Origin of the sequence: Janibacter limosus NBRC 16128 (genome assembly GCF_001570985.1) — a bacterium.
GTDB lineage: Bacteria > Actinomycetota > Actinomycetes > Actinomycetales > Dermatophilaceae > Janibacter > Janibacter limosus.
Window position 1 is genome coordinate 111,110 of record NZ_BCSS01000002.1, and the last position, 17,142, is coordinate 128,251.

Here is a 17,142-nt window from a genome sequence, read left to right on the forward strand (position 1 = left end):
GGGGCGGTCCATCGGGTGACCCGAGAGAACGGGAGCCACCTGACGGTGGACGGTCAGTCCTCGAAGGCCTCCGGCGAGGGGCAGGAGCAGACGAGGTTGCGGTCACCGAAGGCACCGTCGATGCGGGACACCGGCGGCCAGTACTTGTCGGCAGCGTCCACGCCGACCGGGAAGACGGCCGTCGCGCGCTCGTAGGAGTGCGTCCACTCCCCTGCCAGTTCCGCCGCGGTGTGGGGGGCATGACGCAGCACGGAGGAGTCGACGTCTCCGCTCGCCGTCACCTCGTCGATCTCCCTCCGGATGGCGATCATCGCGTCGCAGAAGCGGTCGATCTCGCCCTTGTCCTCGGACTCGGTCGGCTCGACCATGAAGGTGCCCGCCACGGGGAAGCTCATCGTCGGGGCGTGGAAGCCGTAGTCGATGAGCCGCTTGGCGACGTCGTCGACGGTCACCCCGGAGTCCTTGGTCAGGCCGCGCAGGTCAATGATGCACTCGTGCGCGACGATCCCGCCGGGGCCGGCGTACAGAACCGGGTAGTGCTCACCCAGCCGGTGCGCGATGTAGTTGGCGTTGAGCACCGCGATCTGCGTGGCGCGGGACAGGCCCGCCCCGCCCATGAGCCGGACATAGGCCCAGGAGATCGGCAGGATGCCGGCCGAGCCGTACGGCGCGGCGCTGATCGGTCCGACCCCGGTCGCGGGGCCTGCTGCCTCGGCCAGCGGGTGGTTCGGCAGGTAGGGAGCCAGGTGCTCGCGCACGGCGACCGGCCCGACACCCGGGCCGCCGCCACCGTGCGGGATGCAGAAGGTCTTGTGCAGGTTGAGGTGGCTGACGTCGGCGCCGAACTTGCCCGGCTGGGCGAGGCCGACCAGAGCGTTGAGGTTGGCCCCGTCGACGTAGACCTGGCCGCCGGCATCGTGCACGAGCGCGCACAGGTCGCTGATCGTGTCCTCGAAGACCCCGTGCGTGCTCGGGTAGGTGACCATGATCGCCGCGAGGTCGTCCTTGTGCTGCTCGACCTTGGCCCGCAGGTCCTCCATGTCGACGTCACCGCCCTCGGCGGTCTTGACGACGACGACCTTCATCCCGGCCATGACCGCGGACGCAGCGTTGGTGCCGTGCGCGCTGGCAGGGATGAGGCAGACACGGCGCTGCTCCTGGCCCTGTGCGGCGTGATGGGCGCGGATGGCGAGCAGTCCGGCGAGCTCACCCTGGGAGCCGGCGTTGGGCTGCAGCGAGACGGAGTGGTAGCCGGTGATCTCGCTCAACCAGGTGCTCAGCTGGCCCACGAGCTCGCGGATGCCGACGGTCTGGTCATCCGGAGCGAAGGGGTGCAGCGCGGCGAACTCCGGCCAGGTGATGGCCGCCATCTCGGTCGTGGCGTTGAGCTTCATCGTGCACGAACCGAGCGGGATCATGCCACGATCCAGCGCGAAGTCCCGGTCGGACAGGCGGCGGAGGTACCGCAGCATCGCGGTCTCGCTCCGGTGGGAGTGGAAGACGGGGTGGGTGAGGTACTCACTGGTGCGCAGCAATGCCGGCGGCCAGCTCGGGGAGACCTGCGAGGCGTGCGCGGAGTCGGGCTCAGGTGCGTCCTGCGCACCGAGGGCGCGGGCGACCGCTGCAACCTCACTGGAGTCAGTCGTCTCGTCGACGGAGACCAGGACAGTGTCCTCGTCGGCCTTCCAGATGTTGACCCCGGCAGCCACGGCAGCAGACACAGCCGCATCGGCACCGCCCGGGAGGCTGATCCGCAGCGTGTCGAACCACGGGCCGTCGGCGACCTCGATGCCGGCACCGCGCAGCCGCTCGGCGAGGCCCACAGCGGTACCGTGCACGCGCTCGGCGATGGCCTTCAGACCCTGGGGGCCGTGGTAGACCGCGTACATCGACGCCATGACAGCCAGGAGAACCTGGGCCGTGCAGATGTTGGAGGTCGCCTTGTCGCGACGGATGTGCTGCTCTCGTGTCTGCAGGGCCAGGCGGTAGGCAGGGCCTCCGGCCGCGTCGACCGACACCCCCACCAGTCGGCCCGGCAGGGTCCGCTCGAGCCCAGCCCGCACCGACATGTAGCCGGCGTGCGGCCCACCAAAGGCCATGGGCACGCCGAAACGCTGAGTGGTCCCGACGGCGACATCCGCGCCCCACTCCCCCGGAGAGGTCAGCAGGGTCAGCGCCAGCAGGTCGGCGGCAGCGGTCACGAGCGCTCCCACCTCGTGCGCCGCCTCGGCCAGGGCGCGCCAGTCGGTGACGATGCCGTCCGCACCGGGGTACTGGACGAGGACTCCGAAGACCTCTCGGTCACCCGCAGCGGCACGCAGCTCGTCCGCCGTGGTGACCGCGGTCAGGTCAGCGACGACGACATCCAGGCCGAGGGGCACGGCGCGTGTGGTGATGACGGCGCGGGTCTGGGGGAAGGTGTTGGCGTCCAGGAGCAGGACGGCGTCCTTGGCCACCTTGCTCGAACGGCGCATCACCGTCATCGCCTCGGCGGCGGCGGTGCCCTCGTCGAGGAGGGATGAGCCGGACGTCTTCAGGCCGGTGAGGTCGGCAACCACCGTCTGGAAGTTGAGCAGTGCCTCGAGGCGGCCCTGGCTGATCTCCGGCTGGTAGGGCGTGTACGCCGTGTACCACGCAGGGTTCTCCAGGACATTGCGCTGGATGACCGACGGCGTGATCGTGCCGTAGTAGCCCAGCCCGATCATCGAGGTCAGCACGGTGTTCTTGTCGGCCAAGCCGCGCAGCTCCTCCAGGACGGCGAGCTCGCTCGCTGCGGCCTCGATCTCGAGGGCCTGGGTCTGGCGGATGGCTCCCGGGACGGCCGCATCGCACAGTGCGTCGAGACCGGGCTGCCCGATCTCGGTCAGCATCTGCTCGACATCGTCCTCACGGGGACCGATATGGCGACCGACGAACTCGGACAGGGGGGATGAGGCGCTCATGAGGCTCCCTTGGGCGTGGGTGGACACACAGTCAGCCTCCCCTTCTGTCACGGTCAACGCTTCAGAGGTGCCTGATCCACGAGGTCCTGGCGCCTGAGAGGTTCCGGGGAGATTTGCCCCTTCGGCGCCCCGCGCCGAGCGCGAGGACTCTCCCCCATGGGGTGAGCAGCGTGCTCAAGGCTATCAGCGCGCGATGCCTGTCAGAGCGTCAGGCGAGCTTGGCGCGGCGGCGCGCAGACAGCTCATCACCGGGCAGCTCGGTGGGGGCGCTGTCCTCGCTGGCCATGCGCTCGCTCGGGATCTCCAGGAGCGATCCCTCGACCTCACGCCAGACGCGGCCGACCGCGATGCCGAAGACACCCTGACCGCCCTGGACGAGGTCGATGACCTCGTCCGCGGACGTGCACTCGTAGACGCTGGCCCCATCGCTCATGAGGGTGATCTGGGCGAGGTCCTCGACGCCGCGCTCCCGCAGGTGGTTGATCGCCACCCGGATCTGCTGGAGGGAGACCCCGGTGTCCAGCAGTCGCTTCACGACCTTGAGGACGAGGATGTCGCGGAACCCGTAGAGGCGCTGGCTGCCCGATCCGGCGGCTCCACGCACGGACGGCTCGACCAGTCCGGTACGAGCCCAGTAGTCGAGCTGTCGGTAGGTGATGCCGGCAGCGGTGCACGCGGCGGGGCCTCGATAGCCGATGTCCTCGGACAGCTCGGGGAGGTCGTCGTCGAAGAGCACGCCCTGAGTACGGACCGGAGTCCTGCCCTCGTCGTTCGTGGCGTCCACTGCGCCCTCCCCACTTCACCGTCGGTCCCAGCCGAACCGGATGGGAATCACACCGATGTCGTACCGGTGTGTCTTCGACGCTACGGCGCGCCGAGGGGGCCGTCAAACATCCGCGCCGAACGGTCGACTGCGTGTCGGTAACGATCGGGTCGCGGAGAGGTGCGTCAGCTCGCCGGCGGGTCCTGGTCGGGGGCCTCGAAGTCCTCTGGTGAGACCTCGTCGAGGAACTCCTTGAACTTCGCCACCTCGTCCTCCTCATCATCGGAGGACTCGATGCCGACCTCGTCCAGCACCTCGTCCGTTGCGACGATCTCGGCGCCGGTCCGCAGTGCGAGGGCGACACCGTCGGAGGTGCGGGCGGAGATCTCGGTGTCATCGTCGAGGACGAGGGTCGCGTGGAAGACGCCCTCGAGCACGGCGTCGATGCGCACCGTGACGAGCTCGCGTCCGACGGCGGCGATCACGTCGACGAGCAGGTCGTGGGTGAGCGGTCGAGGGGGGACCACGCCCTCCTGCGCATAGGCGATGGCCGTTGCCTCCGCGGCACCGATCCAGATCGGGACATGCCGACCTCCGTCGCGCTCACGCAGGAGCACGATCGGTTGGGAGGTGGGCATCTCCACCCGGACACCGAGGACGTCGAGCGGCTTCACCTGACTACCGTATCCCGCTCGTCACCTCTGGCGGTCAAGGCCTCGTCGGACAAGCGCGACATGCAGGTCGAGACAGTCCTCGAGGACCTGCTGCCGGACCGACTCGTCATCCAGACCGGCCGCATCAGCGCGCCGTCCACGGAGGGCCTGCTGGCCCAGGACGTGGTCGGCCAGGTCGAGCTCTCGTTCGGCCGCGCTCTTGAAGGGACGCAGGTGACGCACATCGATGCCCGCCGAGACCAGTGAGCCGCAGACCCTGGCGACGTCGAGGTCGTCTGCGTCGAAGTGCTCGCGGTTCTTGGGCAGCAAGCCGTAGGAGACGAGCTCTCGGAAGGTCCCGGTGTCGATGTCAGCCGCGTGCTGCAACTCGATCGCCGTGATCCGCAGAGGACGGGCGGTCGCCGAGAGCCGCCCCTGGCCGGACGGCACGTCGCGGGGTGGCGTGACCACGCCGTCGTCAGCCACCGCCAAGCCGCGGTCCACGGCGTCGAGGCGTTCGCGGATGACCTTCAACGGCCAGAAGCGATCCCGTTGGGCACTGAGCACGAACCGCAGACGGTCGACGTCTGCGGCAGAGTACTTGCGGTACCCCGACGCCGTGCGTGCCGGCTCGACGAGCCCCTCGCTCTCGAGGAAGCGGATCTTGCTGATGGTCACGTCCGGAAAGTCGCCCTCGAGCTGACGGATGAGGGCGCCGATGCCGAGGCGGTCGTCAGCCAAGGTCAGCTGGCAGTGGAGCTGGCGTAGTACACGAGGCGGAACTTGCCGATCTGGACCTCGTCACCAGTGCGCAGCCCCGACTGGTCGATGCGCTCCTTGTTGACGTAGGTGCCGTTGAGCGAGCCGACGTCGCGCACCCCGAAGCCCTGGTCCTCGCGGGAGAACACCGCGTGCTTGCGAGAGACCGTGACGTCGTCGAGGAAGATGTCGCTCTCAGGTCCCCGTCCCGTGGTCACCTCGGTGTCGTCGAGGAGGAAGCGCGCGCCCGTGTTGGGGCCGCGCAGCACGATGAGCAGCGCCGTCCCCGGGCGCAGGGCATCGACCGTCGCCTGCTCCTCGCGAGTCAGGTGATAGTCCGAGTCCGGCAGATCGGCCGGCTGACGGCCCTCGATCCCCGTGAACTGCTGCGTCGCCGGGTCCTGTCGTGCGGGCCGGGCGTTTTCGTTGCCGCTCATCCAGCGCTCCTCCTGTCGTGTGTGATCCAGCCTACGTGACCGGCCCGCGGGCGGGCCGGTCACGGTCGTTCAGCGCGCTCAGCCGAGGGTGGCCTGGTAGTCCGCGGCGTCGAGCAGGCTGGAGGTGTCGCTGCCGTCAGCCAGCTTGACCTCGTACATCCAACCCTGCTCGTAGGGGTCGGAGTTGACCAGCTCCGGAGAGGCTTCGAGCGCGTCGTTGACGGCGGTCACGGTCCCTCCCAGCGGGGCGTAGAGGTCGTTGACCGTCTTGGTCGACTCCACCTCGCCGCAGGCGTCCCCCGGCTCGATGGTGTCGCCGACGGCCGGCAGGCTCACGTAGACGACGTCACCGAGCGCCTCCTGGGCGTAGTGGGTGATGCCGACGCGGACCGTGCCCTCGCCCGCCTCGCTCACCCACTCGTGATCGGTGCTGTACCGAAGGTTCTCGGGGTAGGTGGCGTCGCTCATCTGTCTCCTCAACGATCCGTTCACTTCGAGCCGTCGGTCGGCTCCGGGACGGGCCGAGCGTAACGAGGCGATGAATCGGTGTGCAATGCCTCCACGTTGATCGACGTGAACTCGGTGACCGTCACCTCGCCGCCCTTGCTCCGGACGGACTCTGAAACCCCACCCGGGATCTCCATCGCGGAGCTCATCGTCTGGGGATCGCCGATGACGATGAGCTCGTACGGGGCCTCGAGTCGGGCACCGTCCACCTCGACCCCGGTGTCGGTGTCCCGGAACCAGGTGCTGGCCACCACGCGGACGTCGCCGATCTGCATCGCCTCGGCTCCGGCGTCCCGCAGCTCCTGCACGGCATCGAGCAGGGCTGCTGCCGTGATCTCGTCGTCGTGGTCGACGATGCGCAGCCGGATCCCCGGCCCGGTGGCGCGCTCCGTGCCGGCCAGGATGCCGAGCGTGTCCGCTCGCTCCTGAGCGGCCGCGATGGCCTCCGGGGAGCTGGCATCGCTGTCGACGAGGCCATCACGCGTGGACTGCAGCTCGGTGATCTCATCGTCGAGCCGGGCGCCGTTCTGCGTCACGTCGTCGAGGATGCGCACGAGCTCGTCCTGACGCAGGTCCTCCAGACCCTGGGCCTGTGTCTGCCGGACCTGGGTCGCGATGGCGAAACCGAGCAGCGCAGCGAGGAGGAGTGCAAAGGCATTGGCGCGCGTCGCCCTGGGTCGGGCCATGAGGTAGACGCGGCGCCACGGGCTGGGCGTGCTGCGCGCGTCCTCTGGCTCCACGGTCTCGGGCCGGGGGTCGCCCTCGGGTGTGTCCGTCATGCCTTGAAGAGGTGTCGACGGATCGAGGCGACATTGGAGAAGATGCGCACCCCAAGGACCACCACGACGCCGGTGGACAGCTGCGAACCCACACCCAGCTGGTCACCGAGGAAGACGATGAAGGCAGCCACGACGACATTGGACAGGAAGCTCACGACGAATACCTTGTCGTCGAAGATGCCGTCGAGCGTCGCCCGGACTGCCCCGAAGACCGCGTCGAGGGCGGCGACGACCGCGATCGGCAGATAGGGCTGCATCCAGATCGGCACGTCAGGCTGCAGCACAAGACCGAGCACGATCCCGGCCACGAGTCCGAGGGCGGGGATCACGAGGTCTCCTTCTTCAACGGGGTCACCCGGGGGGGCTTGGCGCCGGCAGGGACCACCGTCGCCTCCCGGGTGCTGACGTTGACTGCGCTCGGGAGCCGGAGCTCGTCCTGCGAGGTCAACGAGGTCTGGATGCCGTAATTGTTGCGCAGACCGGTGAGGTACGAGCCGGCCGCGCTCTCGGCAAAGGTGGTCTGCATCTGGGACGCATCCCCGATGGCTTCAATCGTGTACGGCCGCGTCAGCGGACGGAAGTTGACCAGGATGGCCTCACCGGCGAACCGGATGGCCGTGCGGGAGGTCAGTCGCTGTCCGTTGATGGAGATCGCCTCCGCTCCGGAGGCCCACAGTCCGTTGGTGATCAGCTGCATGTCCCGGGACTGCACTCGACCCTCGTCCTTGGCCCCCGTCCGCGGGTCACCGTCGGCGTCGGTCCCCGTACCCGGGGCATCGTCGAGGGTCAGGCGCACCCCGGGGCCCGTGACGGCCGCGAGCCCGCTGGTCACCCGGCGGTCCTCGAGCACCTTGCGTTGGGTCGGGTCGAGCTGGGCCGTGGCCACATCGACCTCCTGCTGCAACCCACGGACCTCGGTGCCGCGTTCGTCGACGACCGTCTGGCGATCCTGGATCTGACGGATCAGGTCCGCGCGTGCGGTGGCACGTGTCCCGTCACGGTCGCGCAGCTCAGCGGTGCTCACACCGATCATCAGGCCGATGAGCAGGAGTGCGACCAACAGCCTGGTCCGGCGGGTTCCGGTGCTGGCGGGCAGCCCCTGTGCCAGTCGGTCATCGGCCGCAGCCTGGTACCCGGGATCGAGCGGACGCTCCAGCATCGAGGTGAGCAAGGTCATCGAGGCGTCCGGGCGGGGCCCTGGGTGAACCACTCCTCGAGCGTCTGCGTAGTCCTCCTCCCCCTCGCCGAGCTCGTCGGCGGGGATCTCGTCAGGAGCAGGGGCATCGTCGGGCAGGTCTGACCGCACGCATCGCTCCTTCCGTCACGGGACCTTCGTGACCTCGTGGGTCACCCGCACCAGCGTAGGCGGTCGATCCCCTGTCAGAGTGGAGGCATGGAACGACGCGTCCTCACCCTCGACGAGGCGGCCCTGCGGCGCCGCACGAGCATCAAGTGGCAGCTCCACGACTCAGACGTCCTTCCCCTGTGGGTCGCAGAGATGGATGTCGCGCCGGCGCCGGCAGTGGTCGAGGAGATGGCCCGGATCGCCCGCGAGGGCGACTTCGGGTACCCGGTGACGGGGCCGTACACGGAGGAAGTCGCAGCCCTCTACGACGAGTGGGGCGCCCAGGTCACCCCAGCGCGCGCTCGCCCGGTGGCCGACGTCATGGCTGGGGTCCGCGCCGGCCTCATGGCGATCACCGGGCCGGACGACCCGGTCTACATCACCGTGCCCGTCTACCCGCCCTTCCACGCGGCCGTGCACGAGATCGGCCGTCGGCTCGTCCCGGTGCCCCTCACGTCCACCGGCCGACTCGACCCCGCCGCTCTCGACGCGGCCTTCGCCGAGCACGGCCGCGGGGCCCTGCTCCTGGCCAACCCGCACAATCCGACGGGCACCGTCCCGACGCGCGGCGAGCTCTCGCACGTCGCCGTCACCGCCGAACGCCATGGAGTGAGGATCGTCAGCGACGAGATCCACGCCCCGCTGGTCCTCCCCGGGGCCGGCTTCACCCCCCTTCTCTCCCTGCCGGAGGCCCAGTCCGGCGTGACGGTCTTCTCCGCCGCCAAGGGGTGGAACCTCGCGGGGGCCAAGTCCGGGGTCATCTTCGGGGGGTCGGAGGCGTCCGACGCGATCCGTGCGCTGCCGCCCGGCCTCGAGTTCTCCACGAGCCACCTGGGGGTGCGGCTCCACACCGCTGCCCTGCGCGGTGGTCGCGACTGGCTCGCGGACCTCGTGCACGACCTGGACGCCAACCGGACGCTGCTCGCGCAGCTGCTGACCGAGCACCTCCCGGAGATCGTCTGGCAACCCGTGGAGGCCACCTACCTCGCCTGGCTCGACTGTCGACGGCTGGAGCTGGGGAGTGACCCTGCGGTCCACTTCCGCGATGTCGCGCGGGTGGCCCTCACGCCCGGACCCCCCTTCGGCGCCGGAGGGGGTTTCGCGCGGCTCAACTTCGCCACCTCCCCCGCCCTCCTGACCGAGGCGATCGAGCGGATGGCGCGCTCCATACCGGCACGAAGGGAGTGACCCGCGCCTCTTCGGCCGGCCGCGCCCGCGAAGTGTCCCGGATCATGTCCACGCCAATAGCATTGCCACACAAGGGATTCCGTGGATCTGGCGGGGTGCGGATTTGATCTCTGCGCAGGTCACGTTAGGTTGAAACAGGTGACCAAGGACGAAGAGACATCCCGCCAGAGCTCCCAGTCGACCCCGTTCATCCTGCGCCCACCGTCCATCGAGGACGGCGGCGCGATGTGGCGCGTGGCCAGGGACTCGCAGACACTCGACCTCAATTCCTCCTATGCCTACCTGCTGTGGGCACGGGACTTCGCCGCGACCAGTGTGGTCGCCGAGCGCGAGGGCAGGGTCGTCGGATTCGTCAGCGGCTACGTCCGCCCGGACGCTCCCCAGACCCTCATGGTGTGGCAGGTCGCTGTCGACGCGGACCAGCGCGGTCACGGACTGGCCGGGCGCATGCTCGACCACCTCGCCGCACATGTCCCCGGGGTCAGCGTCCTGGAGACGACGATCACCGACGACAATGCCGCCTCCCGAGCCCTCTTCGCAGGCTTCGCCCGCACCCACGACGCACAGCACGAGGAGATCGACCTCTTCGTGAAGGCCCACTTCCCAGACGAAGGCCACGACCCGGAGGTGCTGCACCGCATCGGACCGTTCTGATCCCTGCCGCATCGACAGCACCCACCCCTGACGATCCCTCCCCGGAAGGACACCCCATGAGCAACCCCGCCACAGCCATTTTCACCGAGCGCGAGTCCGAGGTGCGCAGCTACTGCCGCAACTGGCCCGTCGTCTTCGACACCTCCAAGGGTCCCTACCAGACCACCGAGGACGGCGAGCGGTACACGGACTTCTTCTCCGGCGCCGGCGCCCTCAACTACGGCCACAACAACGACATCCTCAAGGAGGCGCTCATCGAGTACATCTCGCGCGACGGCGTCACCCACTCGATGGACATGCACACCAAGGCCAAGCGGGACTTCCTCGAGGCCTTCACCGAGCTGATCCTCGAGCCGCGTGGGATGACCCACAAGATCCAGTTCCCCGGCCCGACCGGGACCAACGCCGTCGAGACCGCCCTCAAGACCGCCCGCAAGGCGACCGGTCGCGAGGATGTCGTGCACTTCACCAATGCCTTCCACGGCATGACCCTCGGTTCGCTGGCCGTCACCGGCAACGCCTTCAAGCGTGCCGGGGCCGGAACGCCGCTCTACCACGCGACGGCGGCTCCCTACGACGACTACATCATCGGCGAGACCTCGGACTTCGCCTGGCTCAAGCGCATCTGGGCCGACAGCGGCTCGGGCACCAGTCTCCCCGCCGCAGTGATCGTCGAGACGGTCCAGGGCGAGGGTGGCCTCAAGGCCGCTCGCGGCGAATGGCTCAAGGAGCTGCAGGACCTGTGCCGCGAGTACGGCGTGCTGATGATCGTCGACGACGTCCAGGCCGGTTGCGGCCGTACCGGGACCTTCTTCTCCTTCGAGGAGTTCGGCCTGGACCCGGACATCATCACCTTGAGCAAGTCCATCTCCGGCTATGGCCTGCCGATGGCCCTGACCCTGATGAAGCCTGAGATCGACGACTGGGAGCCCGGCGAGCACAACGGCACCTTCCGCGGTCACAACCCCGCCTTCGTCACCGGGGCCAAGGCCCTGCGCACCTACTGGGCCGACGACGCCCTCGAGAAGAACATCGCGGCTCGCGCCCAGCAGCTCACCGAGCGCCTGGAGGTCCTCGCCGGCCTCGCCGAGGGCAGCGAGCTGCGCGGTCGTGGACTGCTGTCCGGTGTCGCCTTCAAGGATGTCGAGGTCGCGGAGAAGATCGCCAAGGCCGCCTTCGCCCGCAAGCTGCTCGTCGAGACCTCCGGCCCATCCAGCGAGGTCGTCAAGATCATGCCGCCGCTGACCATCACGCAGGAGGAGCTGGCCGCAGGCCTGGACCAGCTCGAGGACGCCGCCCGCGAGGTCCTCGGAGCGCCCGCGCGCGCGACGGCCTGACACCTGCTCCCCACAACCCCGACAGACCACGACAAGGAGATCCACATGAAGGTTCTGAACGTCAACGACCTTGACGGGACCGAGTACGACGTCACGCACGGCAACTGGCAGAGCCGGCGCATGGTCCTCGCCAAGGACAAGGTCGGCTTCAGCTTCCACATCACCATCCTCAAGGCCGGGACCTCTTCGGAGTTCTGGTACGCCAACCACGTCGAGGCGGTCTACGTCTACCAGGGCAAGGGCACGCTCCTCGACCGCGACACCGGCGAGACCTACCCCCTCGAGCCCGGCGTGATGTACATGCTCGACGACGCGGACAAGCACACCGTGACCGTCGAGGAAGACATCCACTGCGCGTGCGTCTTCAACCCCCCCGTCACCGGCCGTGAGGTGCACGACGAGAACGGCGTCTACCCGGTCCTCACCGAGGACTGATCCACGACGCAGCGAAGGGGACGGACCAGGTGGTCCGTCCCCTTCGTCATGGCGTCAGTGGTTGCGCAGCGCGTCGATCAGCTCGGCCTTGTCCATCGACGAGCGCCCCTCGATCTCCAGCTCTCGGGCTCGGTCGTGCAGCTCCTCGACGCTCCAGTCGTCGTAGGAGCCCGACTCGCCACCGCGTCGTCCGACCTCGGAGCGGGAGCTGTTGGCTGCCGCGTTGGCGATGCGGGCTGCCTTTTCCTTGCTGGCGCCGTCATCACGCAGCTCCTCGTAGAGCTCGTCGTCCTTGACGCTGGGTCCGGGCTTGTCCTTGGGCATCTCAACCACGTCCTCACTGTCGGGTCCCCTGTGTCTACCCACCGGCCCGACGGACATGCACCATCGGCATGACTGGCGCACAACGGGGTACGAAGGGGCCATGACCGACCCGTCACCCAGGAGCCGCGCACCATGGCGTGCGCCGTTGGACCGCACCGCCCTCCTCGTCGTCGACCTGCAGGAGGCCTTCTTCGAGGACCAGGCTCTCGCGGCCCATCGCGAGGAGATCGTGGCCCGTGCCCGGCAGGTCATCCGGTGGGCCGAGCGGGAACACCTGCCGATCGTCAACGTGCGCACCGTGCACCAGCGCGACCGGTCGACATGGACGATCACGATGCTCGAGGACGACCAGGGCTTCCTCTTCGAGGGGGACGAGCACACCGCCAACGTCTCCGAGCTCGACCTGTCAGCGGCGATCGAGATCACCAAGACGCGTGACGACGCCTTCGTGGGGACCGACCTGGAGTCAACCCTGCTGGACCTCGACATCGAGGCGGTGGTCGTCATCGGCGTCTCCACGCACACCTGCGTCATGCTCACCGCAGCGCATGCCTTCGCCCTCGACATCGAGGTCGCGCTGGTGCGCGACGCCATTGCCTCGCACCGGCCCGAGCTGCACGAGCTGACCCTCGACACGCTCAGGGACGAGTACCGCTTCCCCGTCCTGAGCCCCGACGCGCTGTGCCGCGTCACCGCGACCGCGGACAGGGCACCTGCGTGAGGTCCCCGTCCGCCCGGGTGTGCCCCCATCGGGTCAGGTCGAGAGCACGTCCAGAAGAGCCGCGTTGAAGGCCGGAAGGTCGTCCGGATTGCGGCTGGTCACGAGCCGACCGTCACGGACGACCTCCTCGTCCACCCAGGTGCCGCCGGCGTTGCGCACGTCGGTCTGCAGGCTGGGCCACGAGGTGACCCGGCGACCACTGAGGACGTCGGCCTCGACGAGCATCCAGATCGCATGGCAGATCGCGGCCACCGGCCGGTCTGCGCTGATCGCATCGCGCACGAAGGCCACCGCCACCGCGTCGAGGCGGAGGGCGTCAGGGTTCGCCACGCCTCCGGGCAGCACCAGACCGGCGAAGTCGTCCATCGAGGCATCGGCCACCGTGGTGTCGACGGGGAAGGTGTCGGCCCGATCAAGGTGCTCGAAGGCTTGTACCTCCCCGGCCTCGGGCGCCACGAGCACCGGCTCCCACCCGGCCTCTTCCAAGGCCTTCCACGGTCCGGTGAGCTCCACCTGCTCGATGCCCTCCATCGCCACGAGGACGGCCACCCGGCGCGTGCCTCCCTGGTCGTGGTTGTTCATGCTGTTCTCCCTTTGTCGAGGTGCTGTCGACTGCGGGCCTACCCGCTGGGCTTCTCGACATGCGTTCGCCGCGCGCCCGGGCAGGATGGACCCATGAGTGACCACGACAGCCCGGACGAGGGCACGCCCGGCCGGCGAGAGACGGCGGACGAGCGTGCGGACCGCAACTGGAACGACCTGCTGCAGGAGTTCCGCGTGCTGCAGACCGGCGTCCAGATCCTCGCCGGGTTCCTGCTCACGCTCCCCTTCCAGTCCGCCTTCGGCGACCTCGACAGCACCCAACGGGGCCTCTACCTCGCCCTGGTCCTGCTGGCCTTCCTGACGACCACCCTGCTCATCCTGCCGATCGCGGTGCACCGCCGCCTGTTTCGGATGCAGCGCAAGGACCAGCTGGTCAGGGTGGGGCACATCGTCGCCCGCTGCGTGCTCGTGGCAGTCAGCCTGCTCATCGTGGGTCTGGCGTCCTTCGTCGTGGACGTCGTCGTTGGTCGTCCCGCCGCGGCGATGGTCGCCCTCTGCATGGCGGTGGCCGTCATCACCGCCACCCTCGTGGTCCCGGCGCTCGCCGAAAGGCGAGTCTCCTCACACTGAGGAAGCCACAAAAGCGCGCGTTTCGGCATGCATCGCGGCGTCCTTCTCCGTACCTTGGAGCGGGTGCAAAGCCGCCACCGTGCGGAAATGATCAACCACAAGGAGATCCATGAGCACGCCTGGCACCTCTGGTGAACCCCTCCCTGAAGCAGGGGCGGGCGGCACGGCCTTCGAGGACCTGCCGCCCCGCAAGACCATCCGCAAGGCCGTCGCTGCCTCGGCGATGGGCAATGCGACCGAGTGGTACGACTACGGCGCCTACGCCGTCGTCGCGACCTACATCGGTCATCACTTCTTCCCCGGCGAGCACGAGACACTGCTGACCCTGGCGACCCTCGCGGTCTCCTTCATCGCGCGTCCCTTCGGTGGCTTCTTCTGGGGCCCCCTCGGCGACCGACTGGGACGCAAGGGCGTCCTGGCGATGACGATCATCATGATGTCCGCGGCGACCTTCTGCATCGGCCTGCTGCCGACCGCCGAGACCATCGGGATCGGCGCCCCGATCCTGCTCATCATCCTGCGCCTGATCCAAGGCTTCTCGACCGGCGGCGAGTACGGCGGTGCCGCGACCTTCATGGCGGAGTACGCGCCGGACAAGCGCCGAGGCCTCTACGGCAGCTTTCTCGAGTTCGGCACCCTGGGTGGATTCGCTCTCGGTGCCGGCATCGTCCTGATCCTGCAGATCGTCCTTGGCGAGGACGCGATGAGCGACTGGGGCTGGCGCCTGCCCTTCTTCGTCGCCGGACCCTTGGGTGGTATCGGCCTCTACCTGCGTTCCAAGCTCGACGAGACCCCGGTCTACGAGGACCTCGAGGACGCCGGCGAGAGCGAGGATTCGGCCAGCCATGGTCTGCGTGACCTCATGGTCGAGTACTGGAAGCCGATGCTCACGATGGCCGGCCTGGTCGTCCCGCTCAATGTCGTCAACTACACGCTGCTGACCTACATGCCGACCTATCTGCAGACCAAGATCGGCATCGGTGAGAACCCGTCGCTCGTGGTCATCATCGTCGGCGAGCTGATCATGATGGCCCTGCTGCCCTTCGCCGGCCACTACTCCGACATCATCGGTCGCCGCCCGATGTGGTGGTTCTCGCTCATCGGTCTCTTCGTCTTCGCGCTGCCGATGTACTTCCTCATGGGTACCGGCTTCGTGGGTGCGATGGTGGGCTTCGCCGTCCTGGGGCTGCTGTACATCCCGCAGCTGTCGACGATCTCGGCCACCTTCCCGGCGATGTTCCCGGCCCACGTGCGCTTCGCCGGTTTCGCCGTGACGTACAACGTCTTCACGGCGGCCTTCGGTGGGACGGCGGCCTCGGTCAACGAGGCCGCGGTCGAAGGCACCGGGTTCCTGGAGTTCCCCGCCGCCTACATGATGGGCGCCTGTGTCATCGGGATGATCGCGATGCTGTTCGTCAAGGAGACGGCCGGCGCATCGCTGCACGGGACGGACATCCCCGAGTCCGAGCCGCAGGACTACGGGAGCGAGGCCATCGCCGAGGAGTCCGAGGCGATGGACGCGGCTGGTCGCTGACCTCCTCGACAGCCTCGAAGGGAGGTGCCCGCGGACCCGCAGGCACCTCCCTTCGTCCTGTCCATAGACTCGGCCCGTGACCGGTCCCACACCGCGCGATGCTGCGCACCCTCGTCTGGCGGCTCAGGCCGTCCGCATGCGGGGGCTCCTGAGGACCGTGCGACACCCTGGGACCAATGGCTGGACCAGCACCTGGGGCACCAATGCCCACGGGGAGATCGCGGGCTGCCCGCCGCCACCCGGCTGAGGCTTCACCTGCGATCCATCCACGCCCACCAGCCCGCGTCAAAGACAAGGCCCTCTTGTGTCCAACCCCTCCCCCACGTCCCCCAGCCGCCTGGCACCGCATGAGCTCTGGCGCGGCGTCCATGCCACGGCTCAGAGCGATGCCTTCGGCGGAGCCCTGCTCCTGGGCGCCACCGTCCTCGCCCTCGTCCTCGCCAACTCAGCCGGTGTCGACGCCTACACCAGCCTGCGTGACACCACCTTCGGTCCGGAGTTCCTCCATCTCAACCTGAGCGTCGGGGAGTGGGCGGCAGATGGGCTGCTGGCGATCTTCTTCTTCGTCGTCGGCCTGGAGCTCAAGGAGGAGTTCGTCGCCGGCAAGCTGCGCAACCCGCGGCAGGCCGCTCTCCCGATCGCGGCGGCCTTCGGCGGCGTCGTGATGCCGGCCCTGATCTTCGCGGCGATCGCGGTCTCGTCCGACTCCGAGGGCGCCATGCGTGGATGGGCCATCCCCACGGCCACGGACATCGCCTTCGCCGTGGCGGTCCTCGCCGTCGTGGGGCGCTTCCTCCCGCCCGCGCTGCGCGTCTTCCTGCTCACCCTCGCGATCGTCGACGACTTCATCGCGATCACGATCATCGCCATCGTCTACACCGAGGGCCTGCAGCTGCAGTGGCTGCTGCTCGCCATCGTCCCGCTGGCACTCTTCGCCCTCGCGACCCAGCGCGGGGTCATCTCCTGGTGGCTGCTCGTCCCCCTCGCAGTGCTCACGTGGGGACTGGTCCACGCCTCGGGGATCCACGCGACCGTCGCGGGCGTCCTCCTGGGCTTCACCGTCCCGGTCATCGCCACCCAGCGGGCCAGGGTCCAGTCCTCGACCGACCCGGATGGCACTCCCGTCCACGACGGTGTCGCGGCCTACCTGGCCGACCAGTGGGGCGTCTTCACGACGCTCATCGCCGTGCCCGTCTTCGCCTTCTTCTCCGCAGGTGTGGCCGTGGGGGGCGTCGACGGACTCCGCACGGCCATGCAGGACCCCATCACCGTCGGCATCATCGCCGGCTTGTTCCTGGGCAAGCCGATCGGCATCACCGTGACGACCTTCCTGCTCAGTCGGCTGCCTGCCTTCCAGCTTGACGAGTCGCTGAGGTGGCCGGATGTGATCGGGTTGGGCTTCGTGGCGGGCGTGGGCTTCACGGTCTCGCTGCTCGTCGGCGAGCTCGCGTACGGCGCGGCCAGCGTCGCCGACGAGCACGTCAAGATCGGCGTCCTCCTCGGATCGCTGATCTCCGCCCTCGTGGGCGGCGGCTTCCTTGCCGTGCGCAGTCGCGCCGCCCGGCGAGCGGGAGCCCAACCGGCCTGACGC

General features: G+C 68.8%; 19 protein-coding genes and 1 riboswitch. Of the genes, 8 read left to right on the forward strand and 11 right to left on the reverse strand.

The genetic code is table 11. From position 1 onward, the window contains the following. Positions 1–53: 53 nt before the first annotated feature. The 9 genes from gcvP to JLI01S_RS01370 all read right to left on the reverse strand — a co-directional run bounded on the left by gcvP (position 54) and on the right by JLI01S_RS01370 (position 8,146). The gene (gcvP, locus tag JLI01S_RS01330) at positions 54–2,942 is read right to left on the reverse strand and encodes an aminomethyl-transferring glycine dehydrogenase (protein ID WP_068258796.1); all 2,889 of its coding nucleotides are present in this window, start codon (positions 2,940–2,942) and stop codon (positions 54–56) included. A 71-nt stretch (positions 2,943–3,013) separates the two neighbouring features. Continuing rightward, positions 3,014–3,107, reverse strand: a riboswitch (glycine riboswitch). A 43-nt stretch (positions 3,108–3,150) separates the two neighbouring features. Next, on the reverse strand, positions 3,151–3,726 hold the full coding sequence (locus JLI01S_RS01335; protein ID WP_068258798.1) for a MerR family transcriptional regulator: 576 nt from the start codon (positions 3,724–3,726) through the stop codon (positions 3,151–3,153). Between the two features lie 164 nt (positions 3,727–3,890). Beyond that, complete coding sequence (locus JLI01S_RS01340; protein ID WP_084349093.1) at positions 3,891–4,379, reverse strand: bifunctional nuclease family protein; 489 nt, start codon at positions 4,377–4,379, stop codon at positions 3,891–3,893. Between the two features lie 21 nt (positions 4,380–4,400). Continuing rightward, on the reverse strand, positions 4,401–5,099 hold the full coding sequence (ftsR, locus tag JLI01S_RS01345; protein ID WP_245634482.1) for a transcriptional regulator FtsR: 699 nt from the start codon (positions 5,097–5,099) through the stop codon (positions 4,401–4,403). A 2-nt stretch (positions 5,100–5,101) separates the two neighbouring features. Beyond that, positions 5,102–5,554 (reverse strand): FHA domain-containing protein, encoded by a 453-nt coding sequence (locus tag JLI01S_RS01350; protein WP_068258802.1) that lies wholly within the window; start codon positions 5,552–5,554, stop codon positions 5,102–5,104. A gap of 78 nt (positions 5,555–5,632) precedes the next feature. Beyond that, entirely contained in the window at positions 5,633–6,022 is a 390-nt protein-coding gene (gene gcvH, locus JLI01S_RS01355) for a glycine cleavage system protein GcvH (protein WP_068258804.1), read from the reverse strand. Positions 6,023–6,042: 20 nt separating this feature from the next. Next, positions 6,043–6,840, reverse strand: a complete 798-nt coding sequence (locus JLI01S_RS01360) for a DUF881 domain-containing protein (RefSeq protein ID WP_068258806.1) — start codon at positions 6,838–6,840, stop codon at positions 6,043–6,045. Beyond that, on the reverse strand, positions 6,837–7,169 hold the full coding sequence (locus JLI01S_RS01365) for a small basic family protein (protein WP_068258808.1): 333 nt from the start codon (positions 7,167–7,169) through the stop codon (positions 6,837–6,839). The genes JLI01S_RS01360 and JLI01S_RS01365 overlap by 4 nt, the downstream gene beginning before the upstream one ends. Beyond that, a complete protein-coding gene (locus JLI01S_RS01370; RefSeq protein ID WP_068258810.1) occupies positions 7,166–8,146 on the reverse strand; it encodes a DUF881 domain-containing protein in 981 nt (326 codons plus the stop codon). The genes JLI01S_RS01365 and JLI01S_RS01370 overlap by 4 nt, the downstream gene beginning before the upstream one ends. A gap of 87 nt (positions 8,147–8,233) precedes the next feature. On the opposite strand from JLI01S_RS01370, the gene JLI01S_RS01375 reads away from it, so the two are divergent. The 4 genes from JLI01S_RS01375 (at position 8,234) to JLI01S_RS01390 (ending at position 11,799) form a co-directional block, all read left to right on the forward strand. Beyond that, a complete protein-coding gene (locus JLI01S_RS01375; RefSeq protein WP_068258812.1) occupies positions 8,234–9,373 on the forward strand; it encodes a MalY/PatB family protein in 1,140 nt (379 codons plus the stop codon). 138 nt (positions 9,374–9,511) lie between these two features. Continuing rightward, complete coding sequence (ectA, locus tag JLI01S_RS01380; protein ID WP_068258814.1) at positions 9,512–10,027, forward strand: diaminobutyrate acetyltransferase; 516 nt, start codon at positions 9,512–9,514, stop codon at positions 10,025–10,027. 56 nt (positions 10,028–10,083) lie between these two features. Continuing rightward, positions 10,084–11,364: a diaminobutyrate--2-oxoglutarate transaminase gene (ectB, locus tag JLI01S_RS01385; RefSeq protein ID WP_068258816.1), complete on the forward strand. Its 1,281-nt coding sequence runs from the start codon at positions 10,084–10,086 to the stop codon at positions 11,362–11,364. Between the two features lie 45 nt (positions 11,365–11,409). Then, on the forward strand, positions 11,410–11,799 hold the full coding sequence (locus JLI01S_RS01390) for an ectoine synthase (protein ID WP_068258818.1): 390 nt from the start codon (positions 11,410–11,412) through the stop codon (positions 11,797–11,799). A gap of 54 nt (positions 11,800–11,853) precedes the next feature. On the opposite strand, the gene JLI01S_RS01395 is transcribed toward JLI01S_RS01390, so the two are convergent. Further along, positions 11,854–12,123 (reverse strand): DUF7218 family protein, encoded by a 270-nt coding sequence (locus JLI01S_RS01395; protein ID WP_174521297.1) that lies wholly within the window; start codon positions 12,121–12,123, stop codon positions 11,854–11,856. Positions 12,124–12,223: 100 nt separating this feature from the next. On the opposite strand from JLI01S_RS01395, the gene JLI01S_RS01400 reads away from it, so the two are divergent. Beyond that, the gene (locus JLI01S_RS01400) at positions 12,224–12,844 is read left to right on the forward strand and encodes a cysteine hydrolase family protein (RefSeq protein WP_169797268.1); all 621 of its coding nucleotides are present in this window, start codon (positions 12,224–12,226) and stop codon (positions 12,842–12,844) included. A gap of 33 nt (positions 12,845–12,877) precedes the next feature. On the opposite strand, the gene JLI01S_RS01405 is transcribed toward JLI01S_RS01400, so the two are convergent. After that, positions 12,878–13,426 carry a type 1 glutamine amidotransferase domain-containing protein gene (locus JLI01S_RS01405; RefSeq protein WP_068258824.1) on the reverse strand — a complete coding sequence of 183 codons (549 nt, stop codon included), beginning with the start codon at positions 13,424–13,426 and terminating at the stop codon, positions 12,878–12,880. A gap of 93 nt (positions 13,427–13,519) precedes the next feature. Between JLI01S_RS01405 and JLI01S_RS01410 the strand changes: the two genes are divergently transcribed. The 3 genes from JLI01S_RS01410 to nhaA all read left to right on the forward strand — a co-directional run bounded on the left by JLI01S_RS01410 (position 13,520) and on the right by nhaA (position 17,139). After that, the gene (locus JLI01S_RS01410; RefSeq protein WP_068258826.1) at positions 13,520–14,017 is read left to right on the forward strand and encodes a DUF6328 family protein; all 498 of its coding nucleotides are present in this window, start codon (positions 13,520–13,522) and stop codon (positions 14,015–14,017) included. 109 nt (positions 14,018–14,126) lie between these two features. Then, entirely contained in the window at positions 14,127–15,551 is a 1,425-nt protein-coding gene (locus tag JLI01S_RS01415) for an MFS transporter (protein ID WP_068258829.1), read from the forward strand. A 304-nt stretch (positions 15,552–15,855) separates the two neighbouring features. Beyond that, positions 15,856–17,139: a Na+/H+ antiporter NhaA gene (gene nhaA / locus JLI01S_RS01420; protein ID WP_068258831.1), complete on the forward strand. Its 1,284-nt coding sequence runs from the start codon at positions 15,856–15,858 to the stop codon at positions 17,137–17,139. Positions 17,140–17,142: the final 3 nt, after the last annotated feature.